This is a genomic window from Streptococcus sp. 2020WUSS089 (genome assembly GCF_044427405.1).
Classification (GTDB): Bacteria; Bacillota; Bacilli; order Lactobacillales; family Streptococcaceae; genus Streptococcus; species Streptococcus hashimotonensis.
On record NZ_JAOTGD010000005.1, the window covers coordinates 26,591 to 42,601 of the forward strand.

At 41.1% G+C, this 16,011-nt stretch carries 15 protein-coding genes; 14 read left to right on the forward strand and 1 reads right to left on the reverse strand.

All coding sequences use genetic code 11. From position 1 onward, the window contains the following. Positions 1-281: 281 nt before the first annotated feature. The 6 genes from ODU46_RS05700 to ODU46_RS05725 all read left to right on the forward strand — a co-directional run bounded on the left by ODU46_RS05700 (position 282) and on the right by ODU46_RS05725 (position 4,278). Positions 282-383, forward strand: coding sequence for a putative holin-like toxin (locus ODU46_RS05700; protein WP_153052760.1), 102 nt, complete (start codon positions 282-284; stop codon positions 381-383). Between the two features lie 215 nt (positions 384-598). Further along, positions 599-1,336 carry a response regulator transcription factor gene (locus ODU46_RS05705; protein ID WP_205014118.1) on the forward strand — a complete coding sequence of 246 codons (738 nt, stop codon included), beginning with the start codon at positions 599-601 and terminating at the stop codon, positions 1,334-1,336. After that, positions 1,333-2,670 (forward strand): sensor histidine kinase, encoded by a 1,338-nt coding sequence (locus ODU46_RS05710; RefSeq protein WP_398579371.1) that lies wholly within the window; start codon positions 1,333-1,335, stop codon positions 2,668-2,670. The genes ODU46_RS05705 and ODU46_RS05710 overlap by 4 nt, the downstream gene beginning before the upstream one ends. Positions 2,671-2,849: 179 nt before the next feature. Beyond that, positions 2,850-3,269, forward strand: coding sequence for a hypothetical protein (locus ODU46_RS05715; RefSeq protein WP_398579372.1), 420 nt, complete (start codon positions 2,850-2,852; stop codon positions 3,267-3,269). Between the two features lie 253 nt (positions 3,270-3,522). Next, the gene (locus ODU46_RS05720; protein ID WP_398579373.1) at positions 3,523-3,879 is read left to right on the forward strand and encodes a hypothetical protein; all 357 of its coding nucleotides are present in this window, start codon (positions 3,523-3,525) and stop codon (positions 3,877-3,879) included. Positions 3,880-4,056: 177 nt separating this feature from the next. After that, on the forward strand, positions 4,057-4,278 hold the full coding sequence (locus ODU46_RS05725) for a CPBP family intramembrane glutamic endopeptidase (protein WP_398579384.1): 222 nt from the start codon (positions 4,057-4,059) through the stop codon (positions 4,276-4,278). Positions 4,279-4,780: 502 nt separating this feature from the next. Here the strand turns inward: ODU46_RS05725 and ODU46_RS05730 are convergent. After that, positions 4,781-5,440 (reverse strand): metal-dependent transcriptional regulator, encoded by a 660-nt coding sequence (locus ODU46_RS05730; protein WP_002942034.1) that lies wholly within the window; start codon positions 5,438-5,440, stop codon positions 4,781-4,783. 125 nt (positions 5,441-5,565) lie between these two features. Between ODU46_RS05730 and ODU46_RS05735 the strand changes: the two genes are divergently transcribed. From ODU46_RS05735 to ODU46_RS05770, 8 genes are all read left to right on the forward strand, one after another. After that, positions 5,566-6,489, forward strand: coding sequence for a metal ABC transporter solute-binding protein, Zn/Mn family (locus ODU46_RS05735; protein WP_024408065.1), 924 nt, complete (start codon positions 5,566-5,568; stop codon positions 6,487-6,489). Positions 6,490-7,030: 541 nt separating this feature from the next. Beyond that, entirely contained in the window at positions 7,031-7,801 is a 771-nt protein-coding gene (locus ODU46_RS05740; protein ID WP_398579374.1) for a metal ABC transporter ATP-binding protein, read from the forward strand. Beyond that, complete coding sequence (locus ODU46_RS05745) at positions 7,794-8,654, forward strand: metal ABC transporter permease (protein WP_105159681.1); 861 nt, start codon at positions 7,794-7,796, stop codon at positions 8,652-8,654. Before ODU46_RS05740 ends, ODU46_RS05745 begins: the two co-directional genes overlap by 8 nt. Further along, a complete protein-coding gene (locus tag ODU46_RS05750) occupies positions 8,647-9,486 on the forward strand; it encodes a metal ABC transporter permease (protein WP_398579375.1) in 840 nt (279 codons plus the stop codon). Before ODU46_RS05745 ends, ODU46_RS05750 begins: the two co-directional genes overlap by 8 nt. A 55-nt stretch (positions 9,487-9,541) precedes the next feature. Further along, positions 9,542-11,434 carry a M13 family metallopeptidase gene (locus ODU46_RS05755; protein ID WP_398579376.1) on the forward strand — a complete coding sequence of 631 codons (1,893 nt, stop codon included), beginning with the start codon at positions 9,542-9,544 and terminating at the stop codon, positions 11,432-11,434. A gap of 102 nt (positions 11,435-11,536) precedes the next feature. Next, complete coding sequence (gene leuS, locus ODU46_RS05760) at positions 11,537-14,038, forward strand: leucine--tRNA ligase (protein WP_398579377.1); 2,502 nt, start codon at positions 11,537-11,539, stop codon at positions 14,036-14,038. A 210-nt stretch (positions 14,039-14,248) separates the two neighbouring features. Then, on the forward strand, positions 14,249-14,857 hold the full coding sequence (locus ODU46_RS05765; protein WP_002938557.1) for a CHAP domain-containing protein: 609 nt from the start codon (positions 14,249-14,251) through the stop codon (positions 14,855-14,857). Positions 14,858-15,213: 356 nt separating this feature from the next. Further along, complete coding sequence (locus ODU46_RS05770; protein WP_228381332.1) at positions 15,214-16,002, forward strand: amino acid ABC transporter substrate-binding protein; 789 nt, start codon at positions 15,214-15,216, stop codon at positions 16,000-16,002. Positions 16,003-16,011: the final 9 nt, after the last annotated feature.

Genomic DNA, 16,011 nt, shown 5'->3' on the forward strand with positions numbered 1-16,011 from the left:
CCCCCGCACAGTTGATTAGGTCAGATTTGGAGTGCGAAGCACGAACAAATCTGCCAATCAACCACTGCGCTGAGATGTTGACGAGAATTAAGAGAAGTGGAATGGAACTTTTTGTTCTACTCTGCAAATCATCAAAATCTAACAGAAAGGCTAGCCCAAGCCAGCTGGTAAGTGAACTTACTCATCTGGCAACGACAAATCCTATAAGATTTGTCTAGGGCTCGCACTAGCTCGAGTTTTGAAAAATATCGTTTCAAAACTCTCACGTCGGAGGTTATTGCTTGTCAACCTTTGAGGTGCTGACACTCATGTTTGTAGCTGGTAACTTTGTTATCGCTCTCGTGATGTTAGTTCTTGAATTGGTAAAAACAACAAAAAAATAACCGTCTATAACTTTGGCAGGTTAACGGCTATTTTTTAATAATTTATAACAAGCCACCGTCTTAAACGGTTCTGCAAGGGGTAGTTGTTTCCAGCAACTACCTTTTTCTATGTTTATTATACATCGGTAGGTCTATCAAGTCAAGTTGGACATTTATCTTTTACCTGAATATGCTATAATAATGATTATAACTTACAAAAAGTTTAGGAGATAGCGATGCTTAATATTTTTGTATTAGAAGATGATTTTTTTCAGCAGAGTAGGTTAGAAAATGCTATTAGGCGGTGTGTTGAAGAAACGTCTGTAAGATATAAATTCCTAGAAGTTTTTGGTAAACCAAATCAGTTATTGGAATCAATTGAGGAAGCAGGCAATCACCAATTTTTCTTTTTAGATATTGAAATAAAAGGCGAAGAAAAGAAAGGAATGGAAATCGCTAAAGAAATTCGTGCTCGCGATCCCTACGCTGTTATTGTCTTTGTAACAACTCACTCAGAATTTATGCCGGTAACGTATCGTTATCGGGTTTCTGCTTTAGATTTTATAGATAAAGGCCTGGGGGATAGTGACTTTCAAAAGGCAGTATCAGATGTATTAGTGCATGCTTTTGAAAATATTGATCATACTGTAGCTGAAAATTCTTTTGTATACAAAACTGAAACTGCTCATATTCAAGTTCCTTTTAGTGACATCCTTTATTTTGAAACATCATCAACAATACATAAAGTCATTTTAAAAACGAAAACAGGTCAGACTGAGTTTTACGGGAAGGTATCCGATATAGCGAAAGCTGACGAACGACTTTACCAGGCACACCGTTCTTGTGTAGTGAATCCTTTAAATATAACGAAGTTGGACAGAGCAAACCACATTGCCTATTTTGAGAATGGAGATTCTTGTTTTGTTTCTCGTTTGAAGCAGAAGAAACTTGCAGATTTGCTGGAGATTAAATGATGAATATTTTTATATCTCCTTTTTATGATACGGTCTTCTTTATTGACATGCTGATTCGTTTGATGATTCTTCAACAAATCAGTGGTTTATTTTTGAGCAATTGGAAAAAATGTTGGATTGCTTTTCTTTTAACTGGTTGTCAAATAATTTTTTATGATGTTTCTTTATTATTTGAGCCGTTCTCTTTTTTGGTTGTTCTCCCTTTTTTAAAAACAAATTGGAATAATACTCAAAAAATATTTTATGGCTTATTACCATTTGTAATCGGGGATATGTTTCAACGTATTATCGGTTTATACTTAAGATTTGTATTTCAATTGAACTATTCTAGTTTAGGGTTACTATTTGATATAGTTTTAACCTTACTTCTTATACCTTTTTATCGGTTATTTTTTAAAGGATTAAGAATTGAGGCAAAAGATTTAAAAGTAGATACATTAGACAGAGAACTGAGAAAGATATTTTGGTGGTTCAATGTTTCATTCATTACTTATTTTTTACTTGTGAGAACAACGGCTCAATTTGAGTTTTTAAGTATAAATAATAAAATTACTATAAATTGGGATCCTTATTATGTTCGAACAAATATTTTGTTGGTATATTTTATAATATTTGTTGTTAGTCTATTGTATTTAAACTATAAAAAGAAAGAAAAAAGTGATAGAGAATTCCAAGAATTGAAGGATAAACAAATTATTGATTTGGGACGCTATAGTCGTCATGTTGAGTCACTTTATAAAGAAATTCGAAGTTTCCGACATGACTACACTAATATTCTTGTTAGTCTGAATGAAGCAATTAAGGAAGAGGATATTGTTGCGATTCGTTCAATTTATCAGGAAGTGATAGCAGATTCTGATAGAAAATTCTATGATGGAAAGTACGATATAGCTAGATTATCCAATATACAAAATCCTGCTGTGAAGAGTTTGCTGTCATCTAAGATGTTGGAGGCACAAAAAAAAGGTATTGCAATTTCTGTGGAAGTAGATGCTGAAATTGAACCACCTGCTTTAGAGTTGATAGAATTCATAACGATTCTGTCTATTTTATTAGATAATGCTATCGATGCTGCAGAGCAGTGTACAAATGGAAATATTGTATTTGCCTACTTCCAGGAATATGACCGAAAAATTGTGGTTGTAGAAAATACTACTGTCGAAGATAAGGTAGTAACAAGTCATATCTTTAAGTATGGTCACTCTACAAAAGGAGATAATCGAGGAATTGGCTTGGCTAATGTAAAAGCTATTTTAGATAACTATCCTAAATTTTCTATATCGACGAACAGTAGCAATCATCGATTTGTTCAGGAGTTGGTGTTTATAGATTAAGATTTATAGATGCAAGTCCAGTCGAAAGGCTGGATTTTTTTGCATTTTCTCGAAAAAATGGTCATTCATTACAAAATATCGACCGTTCATGACATGGCTGAAAAAATCAGGGTGAGTTAGATTATACTAAAATAGGAAAAACAATTGTGTAGCAGTAATATACACTGGAGGTACTATATATGAAGGAAAATAATTCAAGGAAAAAACAATTGATATTCTTTCGATTTTGGGCTGGTCAACTTCCTCTAATTGTTTTATTTGTTCTCTATATGATGAGAGAGGTCATATCTCTTCAAATCTTATGGTGTGTGACAATTGGAATGTGTATGTCTACTTCTTTCGTCGTCAATTATTATTTTATGAAAGAAGTAAGAAAGCAGGGAGAACATACAGTGAGGGAGCTTACTTTGTACTTGCAACAGTTAGGTTTCATAGTCTTATTTTCAATCATAGGACTAGTAAGTTTGTATAGAGGTTTGACTGCAGAATATTTCTACCAGAAAATAATCAGTTTTATCGGATTCATCATAGCAATTACTTTTTTAATCTTGCTCTGTTGGGGAATTCGTGCTATGAAAGATTGGAAAAAGAATAAGTAGTATTTGAAATAACATCTAGTAAAAACAGTTTAATAACATTGACAGGAGGAATGAATGGTTGATTTTTTCAGCTTCCATTTTGCAGTGGATTTATGAATAGAAAGCTATTATTTTTTATTTTATTTTTTATGAATGTTTCCCTAGTTGTCTATTATTACCTCGAAAGTAAGGTGCTTTCTGTAAAAGACTGGATTATTATTGGCACTTGGTTGATTATTTTGAGTCAAATCAATAAAAATGCTAAATAAATGGAGTGTCGTTCGACAATACATTAGAAACAAGAAAAATTAGGATTGAAATATCTGAAGAAAGTGTGGGTGAGAATATGAAAACAATAAAATCCATCGGTTTAGCAGTGGGTACCTTGCTTCTCACTTTGCTCATTCAATTTCCGGCTTATGTGGGGATAACAGCCTTTCAAGAGAGTGTGCTACTAAAACTTACAGTCATGACAGGGCTTGGTCTTGCAATATTGGCACTACTTTCTGTCATCAGACGAGGAATGGTGAAGAATCAAGTCTTTTCAAGAGAGAAGCTGAATATTTTTAAAATAGTCGGTATGACAGCGTTGGTATTTACTGGACAAACTTGCCTGAACCTCCTTTGGTAGTATTTGGGTCTTAGCTAGTGATTCTATAGTCATTTAGTTTATCTTTGATTACTTCGTTAACTCGCTTTGCCGTACTCCAGTACAGCCTGCTGCTCGTTGCCTTGTACTAAAAGCAAACTAAACGACTATAACGCCTTGGATACAGTCAATCAGTTAAATTCGGAAAATTTTAGGGTGATGGCTCTCTCAGTTGTCTTGTTTGCTCCAGTTTTAGAAGAGTTTCTATACAGAGGAATTTTGTTAGAAAAGACAGCCCAGTATTTTCCTAAGTATCCTCAAATGGTCATCGTATTTTCTGCCCTTCTATTTGCCTATTGTCATACTTTTGGGGGGTTCAGTAGCATTTTTAGGGCACTTTATAACAGGGGCTTATCTGGTCTATCTGTATATGTGCAATAGACGAATGACGGATACTATCCTTGCACATAGCTTCTATAATGCCTCCATTTTACTCCTCCAAATTTTATTTGGTTTGGTGCGGATTGGTGGATAAAAATTGACAGTAGACATTTTTGGGAAATGCCTGTATACTAAGATGAAGTTGGTAACTTTATAATTGCTAACTATCAAGTGCAGGGGTGATTAGGAATATGAGAAAATTTTTTCAAGACCTTAATCAAGAGTATCTGGAAACCAGAAGTTCAGTTGGAGAAGATTGGCTGGAGTGGGTTATCCAGAGAAAGATGACCTGGGGCATGCGGTGGGGGTTGGTAGGGATTCTCATGTTTGTCTTGCAGCCTTTAACCTATAACCCTCACTTTCTATTGGGCTGTTTTTATATAGGTTTCCTACTTTGGTTAGTGTATGTATGTGGGCAACTATTTTTTGCAGCCAGATCTATTTTCCGTAATTTGAAAAAGAGGTAACTATTTATTTTAGAAGAAAAAATCGCTCAGCTTGTTTAGGCTGGGCGATTGCTTTTTTCGATGAATAATTGTTGAGCGATGGCTGTTGGGACGGCGAGCTCTTTGTCCTTGTACTGGATGGTGATGGTTTGGGCAAAGTGGTCGAAGTCTGTGACAGTTAGTAAATCGCCGACAGCTAATTCATGTTGTTCCAAGTACTGAAGGAGTTGATAGAAGTCATGGATACGGACAAGCTGGTAGTTCCCTGTCTCAGTTAGCTGTGACAGCCGTGTCTGGTAGCGTTCGATGAGCGGTTGTCCTGCTTGAGGAATGCTTCCCCCGTGAGGACAAGTTTGAGGCTGTTCCAGTAGCAGGTCTAGGCGATTGATAAAGTGATCTGAAACGGTGTGTTCTAAAATTTCAGCCTCTTCATGTACTTCTTCTGGGGAGTAGCCAAGTTGCTCAACTAAGAATACTTCAATCAAGCGGTGTTTGCGATAGAGGCTGGCTACCATTTCGAGGGCGGTTTGGCTGAGGAGATAACCTGCCTTGGCATCCTTAGAAATGAGTTCTTCGGCTACCATTTTTTTGAGCATTTCAGAAACGGCTGGTGCGGAGAAGGCCATCTTCTCTGCGATGAGTTTATTGGTAATTTTTTGGTCTAATTGACCCAGTTCATAAATACATTTTAGGTAATCTTCTTTGTTTGGTGTCATGAGAACTCGCTTTCTACTGAGACTATTATATCAAAAAATTTAAAAATCAGTTGACAAAATGATTTTTTTAGATTAATCTAATTATAAAGTTAGGTATGCTTAATAAAAATAAAAGGAGAACCTATATGAAGAAAATATTGTTCAGTTTTGCTCTGCTATTGTCCCTAATAGGACTAGGAGCTTGTCGTCCATCGCAAACCACAGAAGGCTCTAGTAAGCCAAGAGTGGCTGTGACTACTTCCTTCCTCAATGACATGGTCTATCAGTTGGCAGGCGATGAGGTGGAACGTGATTTGCTGATTCCAGCAGGAGAAGACCCTCATTTGTACGTAGCCAAATCTAGTGATTTATCAAAATTACAAAAGGCTGACCTTGTTCTCTACCACGGTTTGCACTTTGAAGGTAAAATGGTTGAAGCTTTGGAGAAGACCGGAGTAGCTGTTTCTAAAAACTTTAATGCAAAAGACTTGAATACGATGGATGAGGATGGGGAAGAAATTGTCGATCCGCACTTTTGGTTTTCAATTCCCTTGTACAAGTCAGCTGTAGCTGTAGCTTCAGAGGAACTACAAAAACTCTTGCCTGCTAAAGCTGAGATGATTCAGAAAAATACAGAAAAATACCAAGCGCAGCTAGATGATTTGCATGCCTGGGTAGAAAAAGAATTAAGTGTGATTCCAAAAGAAAGTCGCTATTTGGTAACGCCACATGATGCCTTTAATTACTTTGCTGCTAGTTATGACTTCACTCTCTATGCTCCTCAAGGAGTGAGCACCGACTCAGAAGTGGCTAATAGTGACATGATTGAGACAGTTAACCTAATCATTGACCATAATATCAAGGCTATCTTTACAGAGTCTACAACTAATCCAGAACGCATGGAGAAATTGCAAGAGGCAGTAAAAGCCAAAGGCGGTCAGGTTGAAGTTGTTACAGGCGAAGGTAAGGAGTTGTTCTCAGATTCCTTGGCACCAGAAGGCGAGGAAGGGGATACCTTTATCGACATGTACAAACATAATGTTAAACTGATGGTTAAATATCTGAAATAGTACAGATCCAACGGACTTGCTATTCAATGAAGACTAGAGAAATTGCCGAAGGTAGAGTTGATAGGTACCAATATGAGGGACAATCAATTGTTTTGAGCACAAGCAGTATAGGACTCTTTTCATAGGAGGTGGCAACGCTTGGGGGAGGATAGGCGTTAGTAGCAAATCTGAGGTCCTTGACTAGAAATACTGTTTGTAGACCTCGGTGCTGTTGGTTCACAGCGGGACTTTATATATCAGTAGTCTGTGCGTGAATAGGGATTTCAAATGAGTAGTAAAAAGGACTCGGTCTAGGTCGAGTTCTTTCCGTTTTTGGACCATTTTTAACAGAATTATAAACATACAATTGAAAGAAGCATTGGTGCTCTGCGAAAATCAAATTCATATACTGATGTGTTGAAATGAGTGAGGTATAGGGTTTGCCAGCAATTTGTTGGTACGTATCTTAATCTTATCGACTTTCTCAGCTTGGTAGGTTGGTCTGATTTTGATTTTCATTGAGTATGAATGAGGTATATCATTTTTTAAAATAGGAGGAAATATGTCAGCAATCATTGAATTAAAAGATGTTAATTTAGCATATACAGCCAGCCAGACCTTGGCTTTAGAAGATGTTAATTTGGTGATTCCCAGAGGGAGTCGGACGGCTATTGTTGGACCAAATGGTGCTGGGAAGTCCAGTCTATTCAAGGTCATTTTGGGGTTGGAAAAACCTGACACAGGACAGGTTCGTTTGCTTGGTCAGGAGGCAGGTCTAGAGAGGGTGATTGCTCAAAAAGTAGCCTATATTCCCCAATCCAGTCAAGTAAACTGGCAATTTCCTGCAACAGTTTTTGAAATTGTTCTGATGGGACGCTTCGCTCATAGTAAGGGAATGTTTAGAAGACCGACTAAGGCTGATAGACAGATTGTTGAGCTGGCTCTAGAGCGGTTAAAAATTGCGGATTTACGCCATCGTCAGATTGATCAGCTTTCAGGTGGGCAGCGTCAGCGGGTATTTTTAGCGAGAGCCCTGGCACAGGAAGCAGAATTGTACCTTATGGATGAACCTCTGGCAGGGATTGATCAGGCAACAGAAATCATGATCATGGATATGCTCAAGGAGTTCCAATGTGAAGGGAAAACTTCCATTGTCATTCATCATGACTTAACGACGCTGGATGCCTACTTTGATCACCTTGTCTGGCTTCATAAGCATGTGATTGATTCTGGTCCGATGGATGAGACTTTGACAAGTGAGAATTATCAGGCAACCTACGGTATAGGAAATGGGCTGTTTCTAGGAAATGCCAAAGGAGGCAGTCATGTTTGAGGTTTTCAAAGAATATTCTTTCTGGACAGTTGCTTTAGGGACCGTTAGCCTAGCTGTGGCAGCCAGTACTATCGGAAGTATATCTGTTCTTACTAAACAGAGTTTGCTTGGGGATGCTCTTGGGCATGCTTCTTATCCTGGAGTGATTGTCTCTTTCATGATTTTTCAGTCGCGACATCCTCTCTACTTGCTGTTAGGAGCAGTGTTGTCAGGCTACCTTTCTTATGCACTTGTCCATTGGCTGCGTCGAAAAGGTGGTCACAGTCTAGTCAATGCCCTTTCATTGGTGTCTGCTTCTTTCTTTGGTTTGGGAATGGTCTTGAAAAATGCTATTCAGGGAAATGAAGTCTTTGCAGGTGCTTCCCAAGCTGGATTGCAAACCTATCTATTTGGACAGGCAGCCTTTATTCAGCTGGATGATGTGATACTCATCGGACTCATTTCCCTATTGGCTTTGGTATTGTTTGCTTTCTTTTATCAAGACTATAAGCTGTATCTGTTTGATCAAACTTTTGCAAGGGTCATTGGTGTTCGTGTAAAGTACTTACAGCAGTTGACGATGTTTTTGATGATTTGTCTAATTGCAGTAGGATTAAAGTTAGTCGGGGCTATTTTGATGAGTAGTTTTTTGATTGCACCAGCTGTCTTTGGCTTGATGCTGGGAAAATCGTATCACAAGAGTCTGTTACTGGCAGGAATCGTTGCAATTGGGTCGGCTTTTGTAGGGACTTGGATTAGTTCTAGTGTATCGGGTTTGTCGACCGGACCGACTATTATCGTCTGTCTGACAGGTCTGACCCTGTCTGCATTTGTGTATGTTACCTATGTCAGAAAGGAGAATGGTCGTGTTTGAAGTATTACTCATTTTGATGGTTATTGCTAGTTCTTGTGGCTTGCTCGGCTCGATACTGGTTGTAAAAAATCAATCGATGCTGGCAGATGCGCTATCGCATTCTGTCTTGCTTGGGATTGTTCTGGGATTTTTTATTAGTCACAGTTTGGATTCGCCGTTGCTAATAGTTGGTGCCAGTCTGTTTGGGTTATTATCGGTTCTTGCCATTGACCGTCTGCATAGTCGAAAGATAGCGCATGATGCCGCAACAGGTCTGGTTTTTTCTTTCTTTTTTGCGGTGGCGGTTTTGCTTATCTCTCTTTTTGCTCGCAATGTTCACTTGGATGTGGATCTGGTTTTGCAGGGGGAAGTACTTTTTGCTCCGCTCCATCGTATGGATGTTCTAGCCTGGTCATTCCCTGTTAGTCTGGTCAAGTCGAGTTTGGCTTGGTTGGTTATCGTTCTATTTTTTGCTTGGGCTTACCATCGTTTACAAGTGTACCTATTTGACAGCAACCATGCTCGTTTGTCTGGCTTACGAACAAGGATTTTAGAAATGGTTATTTTGATTCTAGTTTCCTTAACTACTGTTCTGGCCTTTGAAGCGATTGGCTCGATGACTGTTATTGTTTTCTTGGTGGCACCAAGTATGGCTGCCCTACGTTGGGTCAAATCCTTCTGGCAATTGCTTCTTTTAGGGCAAGGTATCGCTATTCTAACGGTTGTGCTTGGTTTTTTAGTAGCCAATCAATTGGATTTAACCCTGTCAGGGACCTGTGCCGTTGTCAGCCTTCTTGTGGTTTGCTCGAGTATTATTCTAAAAAATACTTGGTCACGGTCATCTGATAAGTGAAATTGTCAGAATTTTTTGTTATTATAGTCATTAAGAAAGACAAAGGAGAAAATCAATGACACGTTTACAAGATGATTTTTACGAATACGTCAATGGTGAATGGGCAAAAACAGCCGTGATTCCAGATGATAAGCCAAGAACAGGTGGTTTCTCAGACCTGGCGGACGAGATTGAAAAGCTCATGATTGACACGACCAATGCTTGGTTAGCGGGAGAAAACGTCCCAGAAGATAGCGTTTTGCAAAACTTCGTGGCCTTCCACAAACAAGTAGCCGACTATGAAACCCGTGACCGTTTGGGAGCAGAACCGGCACAAGCCTTGATTGCAGAGTACAAGGCTCTCAACTCTTTCGAAGAATTTGCCAGCAAGCTGGCAGAATATGAGTTGGCCGGTAAGCCAAACCTCATGCCTTTTGGTGTGGCACCTGACTTTATGGATGCGACAACCAATGTTCTGTGGGCAGATTCTCTAGGCATTATCTTGCCAGATACGACCTACTATGAAGAAGGCCATGAAAAAGGAGTGGAATTGCTTAAAATGTGGAGAGAGAGTCAAGAAGCTCTCTTGCCTAAGTTCGGTTTCAGCGATGAGGAAATCAAGGACCTCCTAGATAAACGTTTGGAATTGGATGCCAAGGTTGCTAAGTATGTTCTTTCAAATGAAGAGGGGTCTGAGTATGCCAAACTCTATCATCCGTATGAGTGGGCAGATTTTACTACCTTGGCACCAGAGTTGCCATTGGATGCTTTCTTTACAGCTATTTTAGGGCAAACGCCAGACAAGATTATCGTGCCTGAGGAACGCTTCTGGCAGGCTGCCAAGGACATTTACAGTGCGGATAACTGGGAACTTTTGAAAGCGACCTTGATTTTGAAAGCGGCAGGAGCTTATACAGCCTTCCTGTCGGATGAAATCCGTATTTTAGCAGGAGCCTACAGCCGTGCCCTTTCTGGTACACCGCAGGCTCAAAATCAAGAAAAAGCAGCCTACAATCTGGCACAAGGTTACTTTAACCAAGCCCTCGGTCTTTGGTATGCTGGCGAAAAATTCTCACCAGAAGCCAAGGCCGATGTGGAAGCAAAAGTTGCTAAGGTGATTGAGGTCTACAAGTCTCGTCTGGAAACGGCAGACTGGTTGGCTCAGGAAACGCGTGACAAGGCTATTGTCAAACTCAATGTTATCAAGCCTTACATCGGCTACCCAGAAGCCTTGCCAGAGCGTTACTATAAGAAAATTGTTGACCCAAGCAAGTCCTTGGTGGAAAATGCCATCGAACTAAACAAGATTGACATTGCTCATGGTTGGAGCAAGTGGAACAAGCCTGTGGACATTAAGGAATGGAGCATGCCAGCTCACATGGTCAACGCCTACTACAATCCACAGAAGAACTTGATTGTCTTTCCAGCAGCCATTTTGCAGGCGCCATTCTACTCGCTGGAGCAATCTTCATCAGCTAACTACGGCGGTATCGGTGCGGTTATTGCTCACGAGATTTCCCATGCCTTTGACTCCAACGGTGCTTCCTTTGATGAGCATGGTAGCCTTAATAACTGGTGGACAGAGGAAGACTATGCAGCCTTTGAAGCTCGTACTCAGCAGGTCATCGACCAGTTTGAGGGTCAGGATTCTTACGGTGCAAAAATCAATGGTAAGTTGACCGTGTCAGAAAACATTGCCGACCTTGGTGGGATTGCTGCAGCCTTAGAAGCAGCCAAGTCAGAGGAAGACTTCTCCGCAGAGGAATTCTTCACTAACTTTGCTCGCATCTGGCGAATGAAGGCTCGTCCTGAGTACATGCAGATGTTGGCGAGTGTCGATGTCCATGCACCAGGTCACCTACGCACCAACATCCAGTTGCCAAACTTCGATGAGTTCCATGAAACATTTGGCGTTCAAGAAGGCGACGGCATGTGGCGTGCAAAAGAAGACCGTGTGATTATTTGGTAGAAATGGGAAAACAGCTAGTGAAAACTGGCTGTTTTTGTCTTTCCCAATTCCCCCAAAACGTGATATAATAGTAAAGATAATTTATTGACATGGAGAAATGACATGAGCTTCTACAATCACAAGGAAATCGAGCCCAAATGGCAGGAATTTTGGGCAAAAAATCATACCTTTAAGACGGGAACAGATGCAGAAAAGCCAAACTTTTATGCCCTAGACATGTTCCCTTATCCGTCTGGTGCGGGCCTGCACGTTGGTCACCCTGAAGGTTATACGGCGACGGACATTCTCAGCCGTTACAAGCGTGCCCAAGGCTACAACGTTCTTCACCCAATGGGTTGGGATGCCTTCGGTCTGCCTGCGGAGCAATACGCTATGGATACGGGAAATGACCCAGCTGACTTTACAGCAGAAAACATTGCCAACTTCAAGCGTCAGATTAACGCCCTTGGCTTTTCTTACGACTGGGACCGTGAGGTTAATACGACTGACCCTAACTACTACAAGTGGACCCAGTGGATTTTTACCAAGTTGTATGAAAAAGGCCTAGCCTACGAGGCAGAAGTGCCTGTAAACTGGGTGGAGGAATTGGGAACAGCTATCGCCAACGAAGAGGTCCTTCCTGACGGAACCTCTGAACGTGGTGGCTACCCAGTTGTCCGCAAGCCAATGCGTCAATGGATGCTGAAAATCACTGCATACGCAGAGCGTTTGCTCAATGACCTGGAAGACGTTGATTGGCCAGAGTCAATCAAGGATATGCAACGCAACTGGATTGGTAAGTCAACTGGTGCCAATGTGACCTTCAAAATCAAGGACACAGACAAGGACTTCACTGTTTTCACAACTCGTCCAGATACCCTTTTTGGTGCGACCTATGCTGTCCTTGCCCCTGAGCATGACTTGGTCGATAGCATTACATCGCCTGAGCAGGCAGAAGCTGTGGCAGAGTACAAACGCCAAGCTTCTCTTAAATCAGACCTTGCTCGTACAGACCTTGCCAAAGACAAGACAGGTGTTTGGACAGGTGCCTACGCGATTAACCCAGTCAATGGTCGTGAAATTCCAATCTGGATTGCTGATTATGTCCTTGCAAGCTACGGAACAGGTGCTATTATGGCAGTTCCTGCCCACGATGAGCGTGACTGGGAATTTGCCAAACAGTTTGGTTTGGACATCATTCCAGTTTTGGAAGGTGGCAATGTAGAAGAAGCACCTTACACAGAAGACGGTGCCCACATCAACTCAGATTTCCTAGACGGTCTGAATAAGGAAGAAGCTATTGCCAAAATGGTGGCTTGGTTGGAAGAAAATGGTCTCGGTCAGGAGAAAATTTCTTACCGCCTCCGTGACTGGCTCTTCAGCCGTCAGCGTTATTGGGGTGAGCCGATTCCAATCATCCACTGGGAAGACGGTACTTCCACAGCAGTCCCAGAAAATGAGTTACCTCTGGTATTGCCAAAAACCTCAGACATCAAGCCTTCAGGTACAGGTGAATCACCACTTGCTAACTTGACAGACTGGTTGGAAGTGGTGCGTGAAGATGGTGTCAAAGGTCGCCGTGAGACCAACACCATGCCACAATGGGCGGGTTCGAGCTGGTACTACCTCCGCTATATCGACCCACACAACGATGAGAAATTGGCAGACGAGGAGCTTCTCAAGGCTTGGTTGCCAGTGGACATCTACATCGGTGGTGCTGAGCACGCGGTCCTTCACCTGCTTTATGCTCGCTTCTGGCACAAGTTCCTCTATGACATCGGCGTTGTGCCGACCAAAGAGCCTTTCCAAAAACTCTTTAACCAAGGTATGATTTTGGGAACTAGCTACCGCGACAGCCGTGGTGCTCTTGTAGCGACCGACAAGGTGGAAAAACGCGATGGTTCTTTCTTCAACATCGAAACTGGTGAAGAGTTGGAGCAGGCACCTGCTAAGATGTCTAAGTCTCTTAAAAACGTGGTCAACCCAGACGATGTGGTTGAGCAGTTCGGTGCGGACACCCTCCGTGTCTACGAGATGTTCATGGGTCCACTTGATGCGTCAATCGCTTGGTCAGAAGAAGGCCTCGAGGGCAGCCGTAAGTTCCTTGACCGTGTTTACCGCCTCTTGACTACTAAAGATATTGTGGCGGAAAATAGCGGAGCGCTTGATAAAGTTTACAATGAAACTGTGAAGACGGTGACAGAACATATTGAAGACCTGAAATTCAACACGGCTATCGCCCAGCTCATGATTTTTGTCAACGCAGCCAACAAGGAAGGCAAGCTCTACGTCGAATACGCCAAAGGCTTTGTCCAATTGATCGCCCCATTTGCACCACACTTGGCAGAAGAACTCTGGCAGGGTCTGACAAATACTGGTCAGTCAATCAGCTATGTCGCATGGCCAACTTATGACGAAAGCAAGCTGGTAGAAAGCGAAGTGGAAATCGTTGTCCAAATCAAAGGCAAAGTAAAAGCTCGCTTGACCGTAGCCAAAGACTTAGCACCAGCTGAACTTGAAAAAGTTGCCCTTGCAGACGAAAAAGTCCAAGCTGAAATCGCTGGGCAAACAGTGGTGAAGGTGATTAGTGTACCGAACAAACTAGTCAATATTGTTGTGAAGTAACCAAATTAGTGAATATCCTAGCGAAATAAATGTAAATAATAAGAAAACGACTTCCGTATTGGAGGTCGTTTTTTTGACAAAAAGTTCGAACACTGTGATTGTTAAGAGATTGCAAGTTATCTGTAATATTTGTTACATTTCTTTAAGCTCTCTGCAAGGATTATCCCTTAGGATAGATAGGGCAGAAAAAACACGAAGGAATCAAATATTATGAGTTATCAAATGATAAAAAAACAATTCAAATTGGGACTGTTTACAGCCCTCATAGGAAATCTTTTATGGTTGGGGATGGTGAATGTCAGTGCAGATGATACAGTTATAAGCGATAGTCCGACAGTATCAGCGTTAACAAAAAAGGTTGAAGCTGCAAAAATAGCAGCCAAAGCTGCTGCAGAAAAAATTGTGGCTGAGAAAGCTGCTGCCGCTGCAAAGGCTGCTTTGGCTACCAATATGGTGTCAGAGGTTGCTGTGGAATATACGGCTAATACCTATCCAGCTGGTCAGTGTACTTGGGGTGCCAAAGAAATGGCTCCTTGGGTTGGGAACTATTGGGGTAATGGTGGAGATTGGGCAGCTAGTGCGGCAGCGCTTGGATATGAAGTAGGAACTACTCCAAAAGTTGGCGCTATTGCTGTATGGACAGATGGAGGCTACGGTCATGTTGCCTATGTAACAGATGTGGCAGCTAACGGGCACATTCAAGTTAAGGAATCAAACTATGGTGGAGTATACTACCCAAGTAATGTCCGAGGTTTCTTTGATCCGACAACGACTAGCGAAGGGACAGTCAGCTATATTTACCCACCAGCTGGAGTATAATTAATATGAGATATAAAGACCGAGTAGGTCTCAGATTGAAGAAAAAGTCCATTTTGGGCAATTTTCTTCAATCTTTTTTCTTTATGTTGAAAATAAAATAACTCTCAGAAACGCCGAAATATCAATGTTTCTAAGAGTTTAATGACTTGCTATCTTTCGCAAACCTCTTCAATTTTTAATATTTTTAGGAGTTTATCTACGTTCTGAGACCGAGTAGGTCTTTTTTTATGCTCCGATACTTGATTAAAATTTTTAATGTCCCCGATAGAAAAAATATATTGGCTGGAAATAGTTATTCATGATACTATTGTAAAATCTGAAAAAGAAAGTGTGTTTTAATTATGAAGAAAATAGCTATGTTTACAAGTTTATTGTTTGCGGGTATCGTGTTAGCAGCATGCAATTCATCTGCAGGTACATCGAATAGTACAGACCAAACCCTCTTGGCACAAATTAAGGAAGAAGGCGTTATTCAAATCGGTACTGAAGGTGCCTATGCTCCTTATTCTTACCACGACGAGAGTGGAAAGTTGGTCGGTTATGATGTAGAAGTAGCTGAAGCCGTTGCTGAGAAATTGGGTGTTAAGGTGGAATTTGTTGAAACAGAATGGGATTCCATGATTGCAGGTTTGGATGCAGGCCGTTTTGATACTATCGCTAACCAAGTCGGTATTACAGATGAGCGTAAGGCAAAATACGATTTTTCAACACCATATACATACATCTATGGAGCTTTGGTAACACAGAAGGATAATACTGACATTACAAGCTTTGCAGATTTATCTGGTAAAAAATCAGCCAACAGCTTGACAAGCAACTGGGCAGATTTGGCGCGTGAAAATGGTGCAGAAGTTGTCGGCGTGGATGGATTCTCTCAGGCAGTTGAATTGTTAAATACAGGTCGTGTGGATGCTACCATCAATGACAACTTGGTGTACTTGGATTATGTGAAACAGCATGCTGATGCACCGATTAAGGTTGTGACCTTGACGGATGACGTATCGACAACAGCCTTCCCAGTTGCAAAAGGAAATGAAGATCTTGTGAAAGAGATTGATGCAGCCTTGGCAGAATTGGCTAGTGAAGGAAAATTAGCTGAAATTTCAAACAAATACTTTGGTGAAGACGTATCAAAAGCTAAGTAATCAGGAGAA